A 17,342-nucleotide genomic window follows, 5' to 3' on the forward strand; every position below is an offset into this window, starting at 1 on the left:
ATATTACGCTACACTTTTTTATTCGTCAAGATCTTTTTTCAAATTTTCGATCTTATTTTTAACTCACTCACCGCCTGCTTGTCGCTGACTGCGTGTCAGTGGATGCGCATTATAGGGGCTTTAAAAAATCATGCAAGGGGTTATGATGTAATTTATTTCCATTTGCATCTTTTTTACCCAAGGCGTATTAAAAAAATACTGAATCGATACATTTTAGCTAAAATTACTATTTTATTTTGATGTATTAAAATACTTTCTTTACACAACCGATGCCATACTTAAGATTCTAATTTTATTTTTTGAGGTAAATCCGCTAGACTATCAAGTAACCAATCAGCTTGAGCTAATGCTTCTTCTGTTATCATATCACCTGTTTTTACTAGAACTGTCCTTTTAACGCCAGCTTGTCTACCTGATAATAAATCAGACACCCGATCACCTACCATATAAGAGTTAGCAATATCTATGTTCAATTCTTTTGCTGCGGTTTGAATCATACCTGGATTTGGCTTCCGACATTCACAAGTATCAACTAACGAATCGTGAGGACAATAATAAACGCCATCTAAATCAACTCCTCTATCTTGTAAAGACCAATCCATCCATTCAGTTAACGTGTGAAATTGCTCTTCAGTAAATATATTTCTGGCAATACCTGATTGGTTGGTTGTGATAACTAACAAAAAACCCATTTTTTTGAGTTCTTGCATTGCATCAATAACGCCATCAATAAAATGGAATTTATCAATTGTATGTACATAATTATAGTCTATATTAATGGTACCATCCCGATCTAAAAAAATAGCTGGCTTCATGTTTACTCTTTTTCCTTTTTATTTAGCTATTACTCTAATCTTACATAGAATATTATTGATTGACTTAGATGTCTAGACGTCTTAATATTCATTTATTCATCTTTTTCTTTATATATTATGATACAACTACAACATATTTCGAAAACATTTGAGCATAATAAAACACCTGTTTATGCTTTAAAAGATATTAATATCCATGTTCCTAAAGGGCAGGTTTATGGTGTTATTGGCAAATCTGGAGCGGGGAAAAGCACACTGATTCGCTGTATTAATCTGCTTGAAAAACCCACTAGCGGAAAAATAATTTTCGATAATCAAGATATTACAAATCTTTCAAATAGAAAATTAATTGACATACGTCGAAAAATCAGCATGATTTTTCAACATTTCAATTTACTTTCCTCACGTACTGTATTTGATAATATCGCTTTTCCTCTTGAACTGAATAGAACACCTAAAGCAGCAATTAAGCAAAAAGTAAATGAGCTTATCGAACTTGTTGGATTAACAGAGAAAGCAAATGTTTACCCAGCTAATTTATCGGGTGGCCAAAAACAACGTGTTGCAATTGCCAGAGCTTTAGCAAGCGATCCCAAAGTACTATTGTGCGATGAAGCAACCAGTGCGCTTGACCCTGAAACTACTCGTTCAATTTTGGCATTATTAAAAGATATCAACCAAAAATTTGGACTAACCATTTTATTAATTACCCATGAAATGGATGTAGTAAAACAGATTTGTGACCAAGTTGCCGTTATTAGTGATGGGAAACTAGTTGAACAATCATCAGTTGGTGAAATGTTTTCTAATGCTAAAACAGATATTGCGAAACAATTTATTCAATCAACTTTACACCTTAATATTCCTGATGATTATTTAATAAGGCTATCAGCTGAACATAAAGAAGGACTCAATCCTTTATTACGTTTAGAGTTTACTGGGGTTTCAGTTGATTTACCTTTGTTATCACAAATCGCTAAAGAATTCGAGATTGAAAGTAACATTATTAGTGCGCAAATGGATTATGCCGGTGGAGTTAAATTTGGCCTAATGCTCGCTGAAATGAGAGGGAAACAAAAAAGTATGACATCGGTAATTCAGTTTCTAGAAAAAAATAATACTAAAGTAGAGGTGCTAGGCTATGTTTGATTTTATTCCCTCTTTTAAACCTTTTGAATCACTATTTCGATACTTAACTCAATACAATTTCTGGGCTGATTTTGTTGCTTTTTGTTCATCCTTTAATGGTTTTAATGAAGCAATGCTATTCAAAATGGCGCAAGCAACAGATGAAACTCTTTTTATGGTCATCTTATCAGGTTTTTGGGGAACGATAATTGGATTACCCATTGGCATATTACTCTACACGACTCGTAAAGGACAAATATTAGATTGTTATGTTGCTAATAGCGTTATCTCATTTATTACTAATGTATTTCGTTCAATCCCTTTTATCATATTAATTGTATGGATTATTCCTTTCACTACTATTTTAATGGGCACCTTTATTGGTAAACAAGCAGCTGTCGTTCCATTAAGTATTGGCGTATCACCATTAATTGCACGTATGATTGAAAATGCATTGTTAGATGTGCCCAAAGGATTAATTGAAGCTGCTCGCTCAATGGGTGCAACACCACTACAAATTATATATAAGGTTTTATTACCTGAGTCATTACCTGTAATTGTCAATAGTATGACAATTACCTTAATTACCTTGACAGGATACATTGCAATGGCCGGAGCCGTTGGTGCTGGAGGTCTTGGTCAACTTGCGATTCAATATGGTTACAATGGCTACAAGCCTGCTATAATGAACACAGTCTTAGTTATATTAATTATTATTGTCTTTATTATTCAATTTATTGGCAATAGGATTGTTAAACGCGTTACACATCATTAATTTTGGAGAAATATATGTCTATTAAAAAGCTAGTACTTATTAGCACATTGGTAAGTGCATTTTTTTTAACTGGCTGTGATAATAATAAACAACCAGCCACAGCAGATAATAAACCAGCGGAGCCAGCTAAAGTGAACACGCTTAAAGTAGGAGTGATTTCAGGTCCTGAACAAGAAGTTGCTGAAGTAGTTAAACAACAAGCGAAAGATCTTTATAATCTAGATGTTGAACTAGTTATTTTTAACGATTACGTAACCCCAAACCAAGCATTAAATGATGGCTTAATTGAGGTAAATGCTTTCCAGCATAAGCCTTATTTAGATGAACAAATGAAAGAACGTGGTTATCAATTAGCTATAGTAGGCAATTCATTTGTTTATCCTATTGCAAGCTATTCTCATAAATTAAAACCCATTGATGAATCAGTGGAAACAGGAAAAGGTGTAAAAGTCACTTCACCACGCGGTGAAACCTTCTTCATTCCAGCTAATTCAACTATTGCTATTCCTAATGACCCAACAAACTTAGGCCGATCTTTACTTTTATTACAACATGAAGGAATGATTACAGTTGATAAATCTAAAGGTTTACTGCCAACTGTACTTGATATTACAAGTAATCCTTATAACTATAAGATTTTAGAACTTGAAGCACCAATGTTACCTCGTTCATTAGATGATGCACAAGTTGATCTAGCAATCATCAATAACGCCTTTGCAGGACAAGCAAACTTAACGCCAAGCAAAGATGGGATTTTTGTTGAGGATAAAGAATCACCATATGTCAACATTATCGTTTCGCGTGAAGCTGATAAAGATAACGAAAACGTGAAAAACTTTGTTAAAGCATACCAAACAGAAGCTGTTGCACAAAAAGCTGACCAAATCTTTAATGGTGGTGCAATTCGTGGTTGGTAATAATCTACCAATAATGATTGATTAATCTCAATTCCGCCGATGTTTATATCGGCGGAAAATTAATATAGAAATAATAAATTAAGTAACTAAAAAATTCGCCACCTGCTACCCATTAATAAAATCATCAACGTATAATGACATATCAAATTGAACCAATCGGCATTATCCGCTCACCTTATAGTGAAAAATTTGCCGTTCCAAGACAACCCAATTTAGTTAGTGCTGGGCAAGGTGAACTGTATTTATTAGCCCCTTATAATGATCCTATTAGTATTAAAGGATTAGAGCAGTTTTCACATTTATGGCTATTATTTCTATTTCACCACATCGCTCCTGAAAAATGGGGATTAACAGTTCGCCCCCCTCGTTTAGGTGGTAATAAAACAATGGGCGTATTTGCCACAAGATCACCATTTAGACCTAATCATATTGGACTTTCAGCAGTAGAATTAAAAGATATCATTGTTGAAAATAAACAGGTTATTTTAAAATTAGGCAGCCTTGATTTGGTTGATGGTACACCCATTATTGATATCAAACCTTATCTCCCTTATTGTGATAGCCATTCAGAAGCACATGCAGGATACGCACAATCCATTCCAGAAAAAAAACTAGCTGTAGCATTTTCACAAAAAGCACAATTAGTTTTAGAGCTACAAAAACAAAATTATCCTCAACTCACTGAATTAATTACACAAGTCATTTCTCAAGATCCAAGGCCGGCCTACAAGCAAAAGAACCTTAATGAACAAACATATGGACTTACACTCTACCATTTTAATATTAGATGGAGAATCATCACTCAATACGCACTTATTGAAGATATCTATGTAAGTAGTAAGTAAAAAATCTTCATTAGTCTAAACATTTTAAACTGAAAAAATTGCTTACTATTTGCAATGGAAAATAGGTTTACCCATTTTCTTAACAAGATTGTTATACAACACCGTTAAAAATAGCTTGGCATCTTTTTGGTCTTCTGTTAAATTGAATATGAGTTTAATTCCCTATATTCCACTTTACCATTAAGGTTATTAATAGCCTTAATGGTATTTTTCTATGAAAAATTAATGATAATGTATGTTACGTTTGCTTCTCATTTCAGCAATATCGATTGTATCAAATAGATAATGTTTACCACAATAATCACAATGGATATCAATCTTACCATTATCCTCCCTTAGGATTTCATCAATTTCATTATCAGGTAAAGTCATTAAACTATCTTCGCAACGTTGACGTGAACATCCACACTTAAAAGTAATATCATGTGTTTCAAAAAGACGCACTTCCTCTTGGTTATATAACCGATATAAAATCTCATCAGTAGAAAGTTGAAATAACTCATCACTCGTCATTGTCTCAGTTAATGCGCTAAGATGCTCAAATGACTCAGCGGTATTCTCATTGGCAGGCAAAACTTGCAATAAAATACCAGCTGCCATTGGCTTATTGTTATGTACTCCAGTTTTAACAAATAAGCGTGTAGGAAGTTGCTCTGATTGCATAAAATAATTTTCGATACAACCAATAAGTGTATCTTTCTCTAGTCCAACGATGCCTTGATAACGTTCACCATGCTTTGGTGTAATAGTAATAACAATATAACCATTGCCAACCATATCTTTAAGCGTAGCATCATCAGCAATATCACCGTTAACCCGAGCAACACCACGTAGCTGCTGTTGATCATTGCCATTAACAACCGCTAAAGATAACGCGCCATCACCTTGTAACTGGACAGCAATATCCCCTTCAAATTTTAGTGTTGCCGTTAATAGGCTGGTTACAACCAATAATTCACCCAGCAAGTTTTGTACCGCAATTGGATATGTATGATTATCTAAAATTGCCTGATATGTCTGTTCAAGACGAGTAATTTCACCACGAATAGGATGATTATCAAATAAAAACCGATTTAAAGTATCCATATTAATTGTTGCCACCTTGTTGCCTATCATATTTAAATTTAATCAAATTACGTCGCTCCTTTTTATCCGGTCTTCTATTAGGATGCGGCATTGTCAATGCATTAAGCTTACGTGCTTGTGCTACTGCTTCTCGTTTAGCAATACTTTCAAGGGTTTCTTGATAAAGTTGTTGAGCTTCAATGGCTGTTCTTCGTTGTTCACTAATAGCTAAAATTTGAATTGTTTTTTGATCCGAACCTTGGCGAAGTGTTAAGATTGCACCAATTTCAACAATTTTACTTGGTTTAGTGCGTTGACCATTATAGTGCACTTTGCCACCTTCAACCATTTCGCGAGCTAATGATCTAGACTTATAAAATCTTGCAGCCCAAAGCCATTTATCTAATCTTACAAGAACCATTACACCCTCATATTACACTTATTATTGAGTTTATTTTATACCCAAACGCATATAGTACCTTAAACATCATAACAATCCATATAAGGATCTTTTTATAAAAGTCAATGCTCAAAATTGATAATATAATCATTCCCGTTTGCAGAAAATGTACCTGAAAAACTAAATGGCAATAATTTACCATTTAAATTAGCTGAATAATTAATAGCTTTTGGTGGTTGATTTACTAATTTCCAATTTTCTAGTAGTGAACTTGTTACACCATAAGCATTAAATTGCAAAGATAATGGTTCACTTTTCGATAAATCAACTGTTGCTCTTGACTCAATCATTCCCCCACTAGCTAAAGTGCTAAAAATTAACGAAGGATGGTTTTCATAATCAAATGTTAGAACCAGATCGGGATAACGAATATCAATTCGGTTAACTGAACCTTTTTCAGATTTAAAAAAGACAATTCCTGAGAAGATTCCTAATTTTTGATCTTTCGCTAAAGTGACATTGGTACCAGAAACTTGAAAATTATATAGGCTAAAAGGGAAATCACTCTGTGTTCTAATTATCAAACTTTGTAAAATCGTAAGCTTATCAATTTTGATATCTCTAAAAATATTAGGTAACACAAATAGATCTAACTTTTCAGGAATCTCATAATTAATATCGGCTAAGGTTAATTGTTCTAGATGTAAAGTATTATCTTTCCAATTTCCAGCAAAATTGATACTACCTTTATTCCATTTTGCTAATACTCTTTGAATTGTCACTTCTTGATCATAGGATGATAATTGCACTAATACCGACGAAAACAATTCATCATGCCAAACAACATGATCAGCAGTAAAAATAACAGCACTTTGATCAAAGTGCCACTGTTTATCATAACGAAGATTAGTCGCTTCAATATTGCCTTTTTCAATTAAAAAGCTAGGTAACTGTATGCTGCTTTCAAATATTAATAATTGTTTAATCATCAACTTTGGCAGAACATGAGAATATTTATTAAGTACATTATCTTCCGCTGATTGCCAGTTTATATTGTACAGCTTTAATTGATCGATATTTAAACTATTGTCCGTAAGGATTTTTAATTTACTGACAAAAAAACCGTCATTAACATTGCCACCTAAATTAGTTATGGTTGTAACACCATCTCGATGAAAACCTTGAATGAGCAGTGATTTTATTGGGATTTGCTTTACTAAAACCTTTTGCGACGTAAAATCAAATTGGTATTTATCCGCGCCTGAAGAAGCAAAGGGTTTAATGCCTCCATTGATTTGGGTGAACGAAAGCGTTTCCTTTCCATTATTAACCAGAATATTAGCATTTGAATTGACAAATTTTAACGTATTGGTTGAAAAATCGTAATGACTAAATTGCGTATCATTAATATTAATATTGCCATTAATGACGATAACATAGTTAAAATGAGTTAATTGCCAAAGATTACTTTTATCTAATCCTACGACTAATTTAGGAACATTAACAAGCTCTTGCCTATTAGAGCTGACAACAACATCATCAAAAACTAATTCATAGGAATTTGAAAATGAGTGATGAACTCCGCCGATTGAAATTTTAAAAGAACTTAATTTGGATAATTGCTGACTGACTATCTTGGCACCAAAAGAGGTTTGCACAACAAAATAAGACAATAATACCAAAAACCAGACAATAGATAGGGAGATGATTATGTAAAACCGTAATCGTCGCATAAATAAATTTAATTGTTATAATGAACTACTAATAATTACCTTACGATAACCGATTTTAATAAAAATAGCATCCCATTTTCGGTATGAATGATTTGTTATTAAGCTAACTTGACAGTTAAGATATAAACATTCACCATAATGTTATTTTAAATAACTAACAGAACAATTCACTTCTCCTTTCTTTTAATTAAGATAAGGAGGAGTGGTTTTTTATCTAATATAAGTAAAAACGGGAGATACCTAGATGAAACAAATCCCAATGACAGTTAAGGGAGCTGAATTATTACGAGCCGAGCTTGAAGAGCTAAAAAATGTCAAAAGACCACAAATAACGGCAGCAATAGCCGAAGCAAGAGCACACGGCGATTTAAAAGAAAATGCTGAATACCATGCAGCAAGAGAGCAGCAAGGTTTTTGTGAAGGCCGCATTCAAGAAATTGAAGGCAAATTATCGCAAGCACAAATAATTGATATCACCAAAGTAAAAAATACTGGACGTATTATTTTTGGCGCAACAGTAACCGTCATAAATATTGAAACGGACGAAGAAACAACCTATCGCATTGTTGGTGATGATGAAGCTGACTACAGACAAAATCTTATTTCTGTCAACTCACCTATTGCTAGGGGGTTAATTGGCAAAGAAGACGGTGATACCGTACAAATTAAAACGCCGGGCGGTGATGTAGAATTTGATATTGTTAAGGTTGAATATATCTAATATTGAACATCTATCTTCAATAAAGGCAGATAAACAAACAGGGCACATAGCCCTGTTGTTGTATTTATTTAGGCAAAGAGATTTTTTTATCTTCGCTTGGTCTAAAAATCGTGAAAATTGATCCCACTTGTTGCACAGGTAATGCTTTAGTTTCACGAATAATGGCATCACAAATGAGTTTTTTAGTTTCGCGATCCTCAGCGGATACTTTAATCTTAATTAGCTCATGGAAATTTAGGGCATTTTCAATTTCGGCAAGCACGCCTTCGGTAAATCCATTAGCGCCAATCATCACAATAGGTTTTAAATGATGAGCTTCACTTTTTAAATACTGTTTTTGTTTATTCGATAAATTCATTAAATTTTTATCACATTAAGTTGCAATTTTGTTATTCTACCCTTATATATATTTGTAATCAATGAAGTGACCTCTTTACATTAAGGATTTATTCGCTGTGAGTAATAAAAAACGCTCAGCGAGCTCAACACGTTGGCTCAATGAACATTTTAATGATCGCTTTGTACAACAAGCACAAAAAAAAGGCTTACGCTCTAGAGCATGGTTCAAACTCGAAGAAATACAAAAAAGTGACAAATTATTTAAACCTGGCATTACCGTTGTTGATTTAGGTGCTGCCCCTGGTGGTTGGTCACAATATGTTGCATCGCTTATTGGCAATAAAGGGCGCATTATTGCCTGTGATCTATTGCCAATGGACCCCATTGTTGGGGTTGACTTTCTTCAAGGCGATTTTCGCGATGAAGCAGTTTTAAAAGCTTTACTTGAGCGGGTTGGTGAAGAAAAAGTCCAAGTTGTTATGTCAGATATGGCACCGAATATGAGTGGACAACCGGCTGTTGACATACCGAGAGCAATGTATTTAGTTGAGCTAGCATTAGATATGTGTAAAGACGTGCTTGCGCCTAATGGCAATTTTATTGTAAAAGTGTTTCAAGGCGAAGGATTTGAAGAATATCTAAAACAGGTGCGATCAATGTTTAAAACCGTCAAAATTCGCAAACCTGAGGCTTCACGCGCAAGGTCTCGAGAAGTTTATATTGTTGCAATGGGTATGAAGTAGCCAGTTGTATAATTTTGTAGTACCATACTTTGTTAAATTTGGTCGTAACTGTTAATTTTTATGAGAGGTTTTTCTTTTGAACGACATGGTAAAGAATTTACTGATCTGGGGAGTTATCGCTGTAGTATTGATTGCTGTATTTAACCAATTCAGCTCAATATCCAATAGTGGTCCCCAAGTCAATTATACCCAATTTAATTCCGATATCACGACTGGTAAAATCCAAGAAGTGCATATTAACGGACGCGAAATTGTTGCCACAACCAAAAATAATGGCAATTATGTCACTTATATCCCTTATTTTGATGAAAAACTAATGGATGATTTGTTAGCCAATAAAGTACCCGTCTATGGTAGTCCTGATGAAAAACCAAGCCTAATAGGTAGTATTCTCATCTCTTGGTTCCCTATCATTTTACTCATTGGTTTTTGGCTATTTATGATGCGCCAAATGCAAGGTGGTGGTAAGGGTGGCCCAATGTCAGTTGGTAAAAGTAAAGCGAAAATGTTAACGCCAGACCAAGTCAAAACAAAATTTACCGATGTTGCTGGCAGCGAAGAAGCAAAACAAGAAGTCACAGAAGTTGTCGACTTTTTACGCGATCCAGGCAAATATCAAAAATTAGGTGGGCGCATACCAAAAGGGATTTTAATGGTAGGACCACCGGGAACAGGTAAAACCTTACTAGCAAGAGCCATTGCGGGTGAAGCCAATGTGCCTTTTTTTAGCATTTCAGGTTCTGACTTTGTTGAGATGTTTGTGGGTGTGGGGGCATCGCGAGTGCGCGATCTCTTTGAACAAGCCCGTAAACACGCACCTTGTATTATCTTTATTGACGAAATTGATGCCGTCGGTCGCAAGCGTGGCGCTGGCTCAATGGGAGGTCATGATGAACGTGAACAAACATTAAACCAAATGTTGGTTGAAATGGATGGGTTTGAGGCTAATAGTGGCATCATTATCATCGCTGCAACTAACCGAGTTGATATATTAGATTCGGCATTACTCCGTCCTGGTCGTTTTGACCGTCAAGTGCAAATTGGCTTACCAGACATGAAAGGCCGTGAACAAATTCTTGCTGTTCATGTACGCAAAGTTCCGTTGGGTTCTGATGTCAACTTATCGGTATTAGCTCGTGGCACACCAAATTACTCTGGCGCAGAACTTGCTAATTTAGTTAACGAAGCTGCGCTATTTGCTGCACGTCGTAATAAACGAGTCGTTACCATGGAAGAATTTGAGGAAGCCAAAGACAAAATCAATATGGGAACTCAACGCCGTTCATTATCTATGACGAAAGAACAATTAACGAATACTGCTTACCACGAAGCTGGGCATGCGATTGTTGGTTATCTTGTGCCAGAACACGATCCACTTCATAAAGTAACTATCATCCCACGTGGACGAGCATTAGGTGTAGCATTCTTTTTACCTGAAGGTGACCAAATTAGCCAGAGCCGAACTCAATTAGAATCAAAAATATCTACCGCTTATGCTGGCCGAATTGCTGAAGGATTAATCTTTGGTGAAGATAAAATTACATCGGGTGCATCAAGTGATATTCAATATGCATCTAATGTTGCTCGAGCAATGGTAACCCAATGGGGATTCTCAGAACGTTTACCGCCTGTATTATTTGAGTACGAAGAATCATCTTATGGACCATTGAAAAAAATTTCAGATAGTACTGCTCAAATTATTGATGAAGAAGTTGACGCTATTATTCAACGTAACTATCAACGTGCAAAAACTATCTTAACGGAAAATATTGATATTCTTCATGCCATGAAAGATGCACTGTTAAAATATGAAACAATCAATAAACAACAAATTGATGAACTGATGAATCGTCAACCTGTCACACCTCCAGATGGTTGGACAGAAAGCGATGAAAAAGCAGCAAATGATGGTAGTAACACATCACCACAATCAGAAAGTTAATTTGCTTTAATAAAAATAACGCGCTACGGCGCGTTTTTTATCGGTAAAATAAAAATAACTTACACATTTGCAGGAATAAAAACCACAATTACATTGAACATTTCACTTTAATTGTGCTTAATAACTTTAAAGATCATTTAAACGACTGCATCATTAATTTTAATCAAATAAGGTTTTTAATCATGGAAATACATTTTCAAAATCAAGTGATAGATCTTTCATTTCCACAAGTGATGGGCATTGTTAATATGACGCCAGATTCATTTTCTGACGGTGGCAACTATAACAACCTTGATGATGCTATGCGTCGCGTTGACAGCATGATTCAAGCTGGTGCAACATTTATTGATGTCGGCGGTGAATCAACGCGCCCTGGTGCAGCCGAAGTTTCGGTTGATGAAGAGCTTAACCGCGTTGTGCCATTAGTTGAAAAAATTGCTCGTTATTTTGATGTTTGGATTTCAGTTGATACCTCAAAGCCACAAGTCATAGCTGAATCAGCAAAAGTTGGAGCACACCTAATTAATGATGTTCGAGCCTTAACAGAACCTGGTGCACTTGAAACAGCAGCTCAAACAGGACTACCAGTTTGTATTATGCATATGCAAGGCGCGCCTAAAACCATGCAAAATGCACCACACTACCAGCAAGATATTTATCAAGAAGTTGACCAATTTTTTGGCAAACACATTGATCGTTGCATAAATGCCGGTATTAACCGCGAAAAAATTATATTGGATCCCGGTTTTGGATTTGGCAAAACACTAGCACACAACTACCGTCTATTGGCAACACTCGAAAAGTTCCATCATTTTAACTTACCTTTATTAGCGGGCATGTCTCGAAAATCCATGATAGGACAAGTATTAAATGTGCCACCGCAAGAACGTATGCTAGGTAGCGTATCGTGTGCTGTGATTGCAGCAATGAAAGGCGCACACATTATTCGCGTACACGATGTTAAAGAAACTTTCGATGCATTAAGAATTGTACAAGCAACCCTTGCAGAACAAGGTTAATTGTATAAAGAAGATGTTTATTTAAACGGTTGGGTTTGAATTGTCGGCATATTCTTACGCCGAATAAATGACAATATAAAACTTTGGGTGTTGTGAAAAAATCGTTGTGTTTTTTTCTATAAAAATCGCTCATTCTACATAAGTTGTATGCTTACTATGGGCTATTTACATAACTATTCATTCCTTATGTTATATTTCTTGTAAAAAATATTCAGGATTCTATACCGTTTCGTGATGAGTCGAAGCTTCGCAGTAACTATTCGTTAAAACATGCGATCAGCATCGCATCAATCAGAAATTCACAAAACCACCTAGCTCAAACAACTGAGAAAACCGAAAACGATAGGGACTTGAATGCAGACAAGGCATTTACTTTCAGACTGTATTTTTGTAAAAAATATTCAGGATTCTATACCGTTTCGTGATGAGTCGAAGCTTCGCAGTAACTATTCGCTAAAACATGCCATCAGCATCGCATCAATCAGAAATTCACAAAACCACCTAGCTCAAACAACTGAGAAAACCGAAAACGATAGGGGCTTGAATGAAGACAAGGCATTTACTTTTAGGCTGTATTTTTTGTAAAAAATATTCAGGATTCTATACCATTTCGTGATTAGTTGAAGCTTCACAGTCACTATTCGTTAAAACATTCGATCAGCATCATAATTAATCAGGAATTCACGATACCCGCTTGCTAACGGGACTTTCATGGCGATGTGGCATAACCAGCAAATAGTTAGAGATGTAAAAGAGAGAGAACAAAAGCTTAAGCAATGTCTGGTTAAAAGCCCTATGTGTTTTTAGCGGGTTAATTTAATCATGCAATGTAAATAACCCGATATTTTCTTACATAGATTACGCTTAGTATGATAGAAAATGATTTAAAAAAATGATATATGATTTTTTAAATCACCAAGCAAAATTTTATTATCATCATTTTCCCAACCTAGATTTTTTGCAATTACCTTTACGGGTGAAACTCGATTCTATCACCAAATTCTTTTTTAGTTTAAGTAAAAGTAACTGAAAGACTTATTTTATTCATTTGTTCCCCATTTTGCCAAAATAAATACCGATGCATAATTAGCCTATATCAGCTTAAATATGAACTACTGTTTCTTAACTATATCTATAACTGCGATCTTTTCGTGTATATTTCAAACACGCTTTACCGTCGGGCATAAAATAAGTCCCATACTTAACTAGTCCACCTTCTTTAAAATGACAAATAAGTTCATAACCAAGCACCATTGAATCACTGCTTTCTTCCGCAATATTAACCTTAATTGATGCAAGCCTTGGTTCATAAAGAAGCAGTGTTTTCTCAATTGCTCTCATTAAAATATAAGCCGATGACGGTAAAGCTTGAAAGATCGTTGACATATCGGGTAATCCATAATCTGGCATGTGTTTTACAGCGCCTGCTCGACTATTTAAAATACGTTCAATATTATCCATTACGCTGATAATTGTCTGTTCATTTTCACTTACATCTTCAACGGCTATGCCTGATTCAAAATAACCATAAAGCTGGTCGTATAATGAAGCACTCATTTATTTTTCTTCCACCAATTTTATTGTGTATTGACTTGCGATTATTTGACGTGGTTGAGTAATGTTTAAGTCTCCACGTTTTAACACTAGTCGCCAGCTATTATCTTTTAAGTCTGGTTCTTTATAAAGCGCAGCAATACCTACCGCTTTAGCCTTTTTATCAAATGCAACATCAATAGAAATCGCGGTATCTGGTTTTAATACTATTTCTTTACTTTCAATCAATGAATCTTTTAGTTCATCACTATCTTGATCAACTAACTCTTGATAAGCAACAGAATTAAAAACGTCAGCTTCTTTTAATTGATAAATTCGAATCACAACTGGTGAGGATCGCCCTTCATCATCTATATTTAACTCAGCTCTTGCTGTAATATCTAAATGTAAAGTTCTTACATCCCATTTAAAAACAGAGTTGCTCAAATCAGTCGCTTTTTCTGAGACACTTTGCGCAATACCACATCCTGTTAGACACATAGTTAATAAGATAGTAATGAATATATTAATTATTTTCATATTTATTTCCTTTCTTTATATTATGCTGCATAACTAATGCCGCAATAGCAGCCTAAATTTACAGCGACTTCATCTTGAATAGGTTCACCATCTACTGCTTTTTTAGTGAACGATGCAGTTTGCCCTAATCGACTATTTTTAGATACCAATTGACTACGAGGTAAAAATTGACGCTGAATATAGAGCGTCATTTTGGCATCCACTTGATATCCCAAGTAAGCGCGTAATAGAGCCAATAAGTCATGATATAATTTCCCACCAGGTAGTAAATCTGCGATCTGGCTTTCATATTGTGGAGTAATAGCAATATGGACGGTTTGATTACATTCTCTAAAGCGAGATCCTAATATAGCGCCACCATCTAAAGCAGCTCGTTCATGCCGTTTTCCCCCCAACTGTGCAGGGTTATCAATTGAGTGCCAAACTGGATGAAACTCACTTACAACAACTTTTGCATCATTGACTAACACTCGTACTAATCCAACTATTCCTTCGGCTGTACGTGTTTTTTGTGTAATTAAACCTAATAATGCTAAAAACCGAGATAGTGGCGTACCAATTTGTTTACTTGTCCCTTCTATACCAAATCCCGTTAATCCAAGTAAACATAGTGATATCGGATCTTTTCCACCATCTAAAAAGCTTGCCGGATAATGATATTTCAACCAAATCCGATAAAATTGGGTTATTATTCGATGGTTAAATATATCTAAAAAGTCGGTCATGGCTTGATAGTTTTCTTCACGGCGAATAATATTATCAAGTAAGCCGAGTGGTAATGCAGCATCAACACCATACAACCCTAAAAATCGAGTTCTAACTGTAGTTGGCCGATTGATATAAGGTGCCCTCTCTATATATTTCAATTCACTTGCAGGAAAAGACATATCGATAGATGGAGCAAAACGCAAAGGATCCGCTGTTGGGGTTTCGTGTTTACCCAATACAGGACCATCTGCATAAATTTGTTCAATTAACTGACAAAAACGATAAAAATTGATTTTTGGCAGGTTCTTTTCAAGAGCCTGCATTAAAGGACTGCTTTCGATGCTTTGCTGTGATGCCATACAATTTTATTTCCTGTTGGTAAAACTATAATCGCTAATTGCGTAAATAAGTTAACATCGGCATATAATGCAAAAAATTGGTGTAACAACTCACCAAAAAGCATCACATCACCATCACCTGTAAATTGGTAACTATTAATTGTCACCTCAATTTCTATACCACGTTGTAACATCCCTTTTTCAATACGTTTAATCATTCGATGAGAAACTTCTACTATTCCCTCTAAACGCCGGCGATTTAATTCGTTATCTGTCCAATCATATAAAGCAAGCGTTCCACGCAACACCTCTGCATTCATTAATGACAGATAATTAGGCGCTAAATGCGATAGCACTCGCCAATAAAAGCGATCTTCTGTTGGTGGATAACAAGGTAACGTTGGAGAGCATAAATTTCGCACTTTTGCGATAAAATTTTGCGAATGACACAGCTCATGAATTCGGGCATTACGTAAGGCTTTACGCGGTAACATGCCATTAGTACCAGTGATGCGTAATGATAAAGTTTCTGGCTCAAGCTCATCGTCTTTATCCCAAATTTTACCGCCCAAAATCAACCAAGTATCATGTAAACCTGAAGCACCTTTGCGAACTCGGGTATGATAGTACCTTTCTGGGGCATCATGCCGTAACATACCACCCCGATGTTTAAAGCTCGTAAAAGGGACATAGTGGTAACGTCCATTACGAGTGATAGACTCGACATGCTCAACAGAATGAACCTCAACATGTCCACTTTGACGCAATAATGGACGAAGCAAATATTCACTTTCTAATTGGTTAACAACAATAGGATCAGCTTCCATATCGAATAAATTAATGGCTGGTACACAATGCAAACGGATATTACTATGGTCAAAAGGCATATCACTTGGCCAAGTTTGATTAAGCAATAGTTCGATATCAATGTAATCACACTGTTCCGCAATAGCATGTTTCTCTAATCCATGTAAATCAACAAACATAAATTTTTCACGAAATGCAAAATACTCTAATAATAGTTGATACCCAGCAAAAGCATTATCAGGTTTTAGCCACAAACGCTCATCGTCACCAAAACCAACTGGGGTTATTTTACCTTGCAAATTTATGCGTTTTTCAGGTTGGGTTGCATAACGCAAATATATTGAAGCTACTTGCTGTGTTAACGCATAATATAACGCTGATGCAATCGGTCCATCTGCATTTAAATATAATCGTAGTCGGGACAAGTCAAGTAGTTGAAGATCAGCTAACTCACCAAAACGGAGACGAAGAGTAATCATGCTTCGACCATCATGATTGATACCTATTTTTGCTTGACTGATTTGTATTGGTTGTAGTGTCACTGCTTGTGTCGTACGATATGGACACTGCGTACCTGCCTGACCAAGTGGTTCTGTCTGTACTTGTAATCCTTTAGGAATCACTTCAGGGCAAGATAATGTCATATAATTTGGCGTTAATTCAATAATAGACAATGACGGAATTAACCGCAAATAGTGTGGCCAAAGTAGACTCACTAAACTTTCAGTAAGTTCCGGTAAATCATCATCAATTTTTTGGCGTAGCCGCCCAGTTAAAAAAGCAAAGCCTTCAAATAATCGCTCCACATAAGGATCACGATCACCAACGCGATCTAAATTCAGTTGACTTGCTCTATCAGGATGAATTTTCGAAAATTCTTTTCCTGCATCTCGCAAGTAACGCATTTCTGATTCATAATAACGTAAAATTAAATCATCCATTGTTTATCTCTTTATTTTTTATATTATTTAGTC

General features: G+C 35.5%; 16 protein-coding genes and 1 pseudogene. 8 read left to right on the forward strand and 9 right to left on the reverse strand.

Going from position 1 to position 17,342, the window contains the following annotated elements:
- Positions 1-278 precede the first annotated feature (278 nt).
- A complete protein-coding gene (gmhB, locus tag ACYIAL_RS11500; protein ID WP_483751756.1) occupies positions 279-815 on the reverse strand; it encodes a D-glycero-beta-D-manno-heptose 1,7-bisphosphate 7-phosphatase in 537 nt (178 codons plus the stop codon).
- Between the two features lie 117 nt (positions 816-932).
- Between gmhB and metN the strand changes: the two genes are divergently transcribed.
- From metN to tsaA, 4 genes are all read left to right on the forward strand, one after another.
- Positions 933-1,964 carry a methionine ABC transporter ATP-binding protein MetN gene (gene metN, locus ACYIAL_RS11505; RefSeq protein WP_483751757.1) on the forward strand — a complete coding sequence of 344 codons (1,032 nt, stop codon included), beginning with the start codon at positions 933-935 and terminating at the stop codon, positions 1,962-1,964.
- A 112-nt stretch (positions 1,965-2,076) separates the two neighbouring features.
- Positions 2,077-2,718, forward strand: a complete 642-nt coding sequence (locus ACYIAL_RS11510) for a methionine ABC transporter permease (protein ID WP_160431658.1) — start codon at positions 2,077-2,079, stop codon at positions 2,716-2,718.
- Positions 2,719-2,732: 14 nt separating this feature from the next.
- Positions 2,733-3,635 (forward strand): methionine ABC transporter substrate-binding lipoprotein MetQ, encoded by a 903-nt coding sequence (gene metQ / locus ACYIAL_RS11515; RefSeq protein WP_483751758.1) that lies wholly within the window; start codon positions 2,733-2,735, stop codon positions 3,633-3,635.
- Between the two features lie 131 nt (positions 3,636-3,766).
- Positions 3,767-4,480 (forward strand): tRNA (N6-threonylcarbamoyladenosine(37)-N6)-methyltransferase TrmO, encoded by a 714-nt coding sequence (gene tsaA / locus ACYIAL_RS11520; RefSeq protein ID WP_483748449.1) that lies wholly within the window; start codon positions 3,767-3,769, stop codon positions 4,478-4,480.
- 222 nt (positions 4,481-4,702) lie between these two features.
- Here tsaA and hslO read toward each other — a convergent pair whose 3' ends face one another.
- The 3 genes from hslO to ACYIAL_RS11535 form a co-directional block, all read right to left on the reverse strand.
- Positions 4,703-5,566 carry an Hsp33 family molecular chaperone HslO gene (gene hslO / locus ACYIAL_RS11525; protein ID WP_483748445.1) on the reverse strand — a complete coding sequence of 288 codons (864 nt, stop codon included), beginning with the start codon at positions 5,564-5,566 and terminating at the stop codon, positions 4,703-4,705.
- A 1-nt stretch (position 5,567) separates the two neighbouring features.
- Positions 5,568-5,966 (reverse strand): ribosome-associated heat shock protein Hsp15, encoded by a 399-nt coding sequence (gene hslR / locus ACYIAL_RS11530; RefSeq protein ID WP_483748444.1) that lies wholly within the window; start codon positions 5,964-5,966, stop codon positions 5,568-5,570.
- Positions 5,967-6,067: 101 nt separating this feature from the next.
- Entirely contained in the window at positions 6,068-7,618 is a 1,551-nt protein-coding gene (locus tag ACYIAL_RS11535) for a hypothetical protein (RefSeq protein WP_483748443.1), read from the reverse strand.
- A gap of 304 nt (positions 7,619-7,922) precedes the next feature.
- On the opposite strand from ACYIAL_RS11535, the gene greA reads away from it, so the two are divergent.
- A complete protein-coding gene (greA, locus tag ACYIAL_RS11540) occupies positions 7,923-8,399 on the forward strand; it encodes a transcription elongation factor GreA (protein ID WP_034910774.1) in 477 nt (158 codons plus the stop codon).
- A gap of 64 nt (positions 8,400-8,463) precedes the next feature.
- On the opposite strand, the gene yhbY is transcribed toward greA, so the two are convergent.
- On the reverse strand, positions 8,464-8,757 hold the full coding sequence (gene yhbY, locus ACYIAL_RS11545; protein WP_174796761.1) for a ribosome assembly RNA-binding protein YhbY: 294 nt from the start codon (positions 8,755-8,757) through the stop codon (positions 8,464-8,466).
- Positions 8,758-8,854: 97 nt separating this feature from the next.
- Between yhbY and rlmE the strand changes: the two genes are divergently transcribed.
- The 3 genes and pseudogenes from rlmE to folP all read left to right on the forward strand — a co-directional run bounded on the left by rlmE (position 8,855) and on the right by folP (position 12,442).
- Positions 8,855-9,481: a 23S rRNA (uridine(2552)-2'-O)-methyltransferase RlmE gene (gene rlmE / locus ACYIAL_RS11550; RefSeq protein WP_065560115.1), complete on the forward strand. Its 627-nt coding sequence runs from the start codon at positions 8,855-8,857 to the stop codon at positions 9,479-9,481.
- Positions 9,482-9,557: 76 nt separating this feature from the next.
- Positions 9,558-11,414: pseudogene (gene ftsH / locus ACYIAL_RS11555) on the forward strand (ATP-dependent zinc metalloprotease FtsH); the annotation flags it as partial.
- 191 nt (positions 11,415-11,605) lie between these two features.
- Positions 11,606-12,442: a dihydropteroate synthase gene (folP, locus tag ACYIAL_RS11560; RefSeq protein ID WP_174796763.1), complete on the forward strand. Its 837-nt coding sequence runs from the start codon at positions 11,606-11,608 to the stop codon at positions 12,440-12,442.
- A 1,122-nt stretch (positions 12,443-13,564) separates the two neighbouring features.
- Here folP and tssE read toward each other — a convergent pair.
- Genes tssE through tssF form a run of 4 tightly spaced genes read right to left on the reverse strand, consistent with a single transcriptional unit; the run spans position 13,565 to position 17,309 of the window.
- Positions 13,565-13,999, reverse strand: coding sequence for a type VI secretion system baseplate subunit TssE (tssE, locus tag ACYIAL_RS11565; RefSeq protein WP_174796764.1), 435 nt, complete (start codon positions 13,997-13,999; stop codon positions 13,565-13,567).
- Positions 14,000-14,515 carry a type VI secretion system lipoprotein TssJ gene (gene tssJ / locus ACYIAL_RS11570; protein ID WP_483748442.1) on the reverse strand — a complete coding sequence of 172 codons (516 nt, stop codon included), beginning with the start codon at positions 14,513-14,515 and terminating at the stop codon, positions 14,000-14,002.
- 20 nt (positions 14,516-14,535) lie between these two features.
- On the reverse strand, positions 14,536-15,582 hold the full coding sequence (tssG, locus tag ACYIAL_RS11575; protein WP_483748441.1) for a type VI secretion system baseplate subunit TssG: 1,047 nt from the start codon (positions 15,580-15,582) through the stop codon (positions 14,536-14,538).
- Complete coding sequence (tssF, locus tag ACYIAL_RS11580; protein ID WP_174796767.1) at positions 15,546-17,309, reverse strand: type VI secretion system baseplate subunit TssF; 1,764 nt, start codon at positions 17,307-17,309, stop codon at positions 15,546-15,548. The genes tssG and tssF overlap by 37 nt, the downstream gene beginning before the upstream one ends.
- Positions 17,310-17,342: the final 33 nt, after the last annotated feature.

The organism is Gilliamella sp. X-57 (genome assembly GCF_057063565.1).

Coding starts and splice junctions, on each gene's coding strand:
- hslR (WP_483748444.1), bottom strand. CDS start 5,966: ATGGTTCTTGTAAGATTAGATAAATGGCTTTGGGCTGCAAGATTTTAT.
- tssG (WP_483748441.1), bottom strand. CDS start 15,582: ATGGCATCACAGCAAAGCATCGAAAGCAGTCCTTTAATGCAGGCTCTT.
- metN (WP_483751757.1), top strand. CDS start 933: ATGATACAACTACAACATATTTCGAAAACATTTGAGCATAATAAAACA.
- metQ (WP_483751758.1), top strand. CDS start 2,733: ATGTCTATTAAAAAGCTAGTACTTATTAGCACATTGGTAAGTGCATTT.
- gmhB (WP_483751756.1), bottom strand. CDS start 815: ATGAAGCCAGCTATTTTTTTAGATCGGGATGGTACCATTAATATAGAC.
- tssJ (WP_483748442.1), bottom strand. CDS start 14,515: ATGAAAATAATTAATATATTCATTACTATCTTATTAACTATGTGTCTA.
- ACYIAL_RS11510 (WP_160431658.1), top strand. CDS start 2,077: ATGCTATTCAAAATGGCGCAAGCAACAGATGAAACTCTTTTTATGGTC.
- tssF (WP_174796767.1), bottom strand. CDS start 17,309: ATGGATGATTTAATTTTACGTTATTATGAATCAGAAATGCGTTACTTG.
- folP (WP_174796763.1), top strand. CDS start 11,606: ATGGAAATACATTTTCAAAATCAAGTGATAGATCTTTCATTTCCACAA.
- hslO (WP_483748445.1), bottom strand. CDS start 5,566: ATGGATACTTTAAATCGGTTTTTATTTGATAATCATCCTATTCGTGGT.
- yhbY (WP_174796761.1), bottom strand. CDS start 8,757: ATGAATTTATCGAATAAACAAAAACAGTATTTAAAAAGTGAAGCTCAT.
- greA (WP_034910774.1), top strand. CDS start 7,923: ATGAAACAAATCCCAATGACAGTTAAGGGAGCTGAATTATTACGAGCC.
- tssE (WP_174796764.1), bottom strand. CDS start 13,999: ATGAGTGCTTCATTATACGACCAGCTTTATGGTTATTTTGAATCAGGC.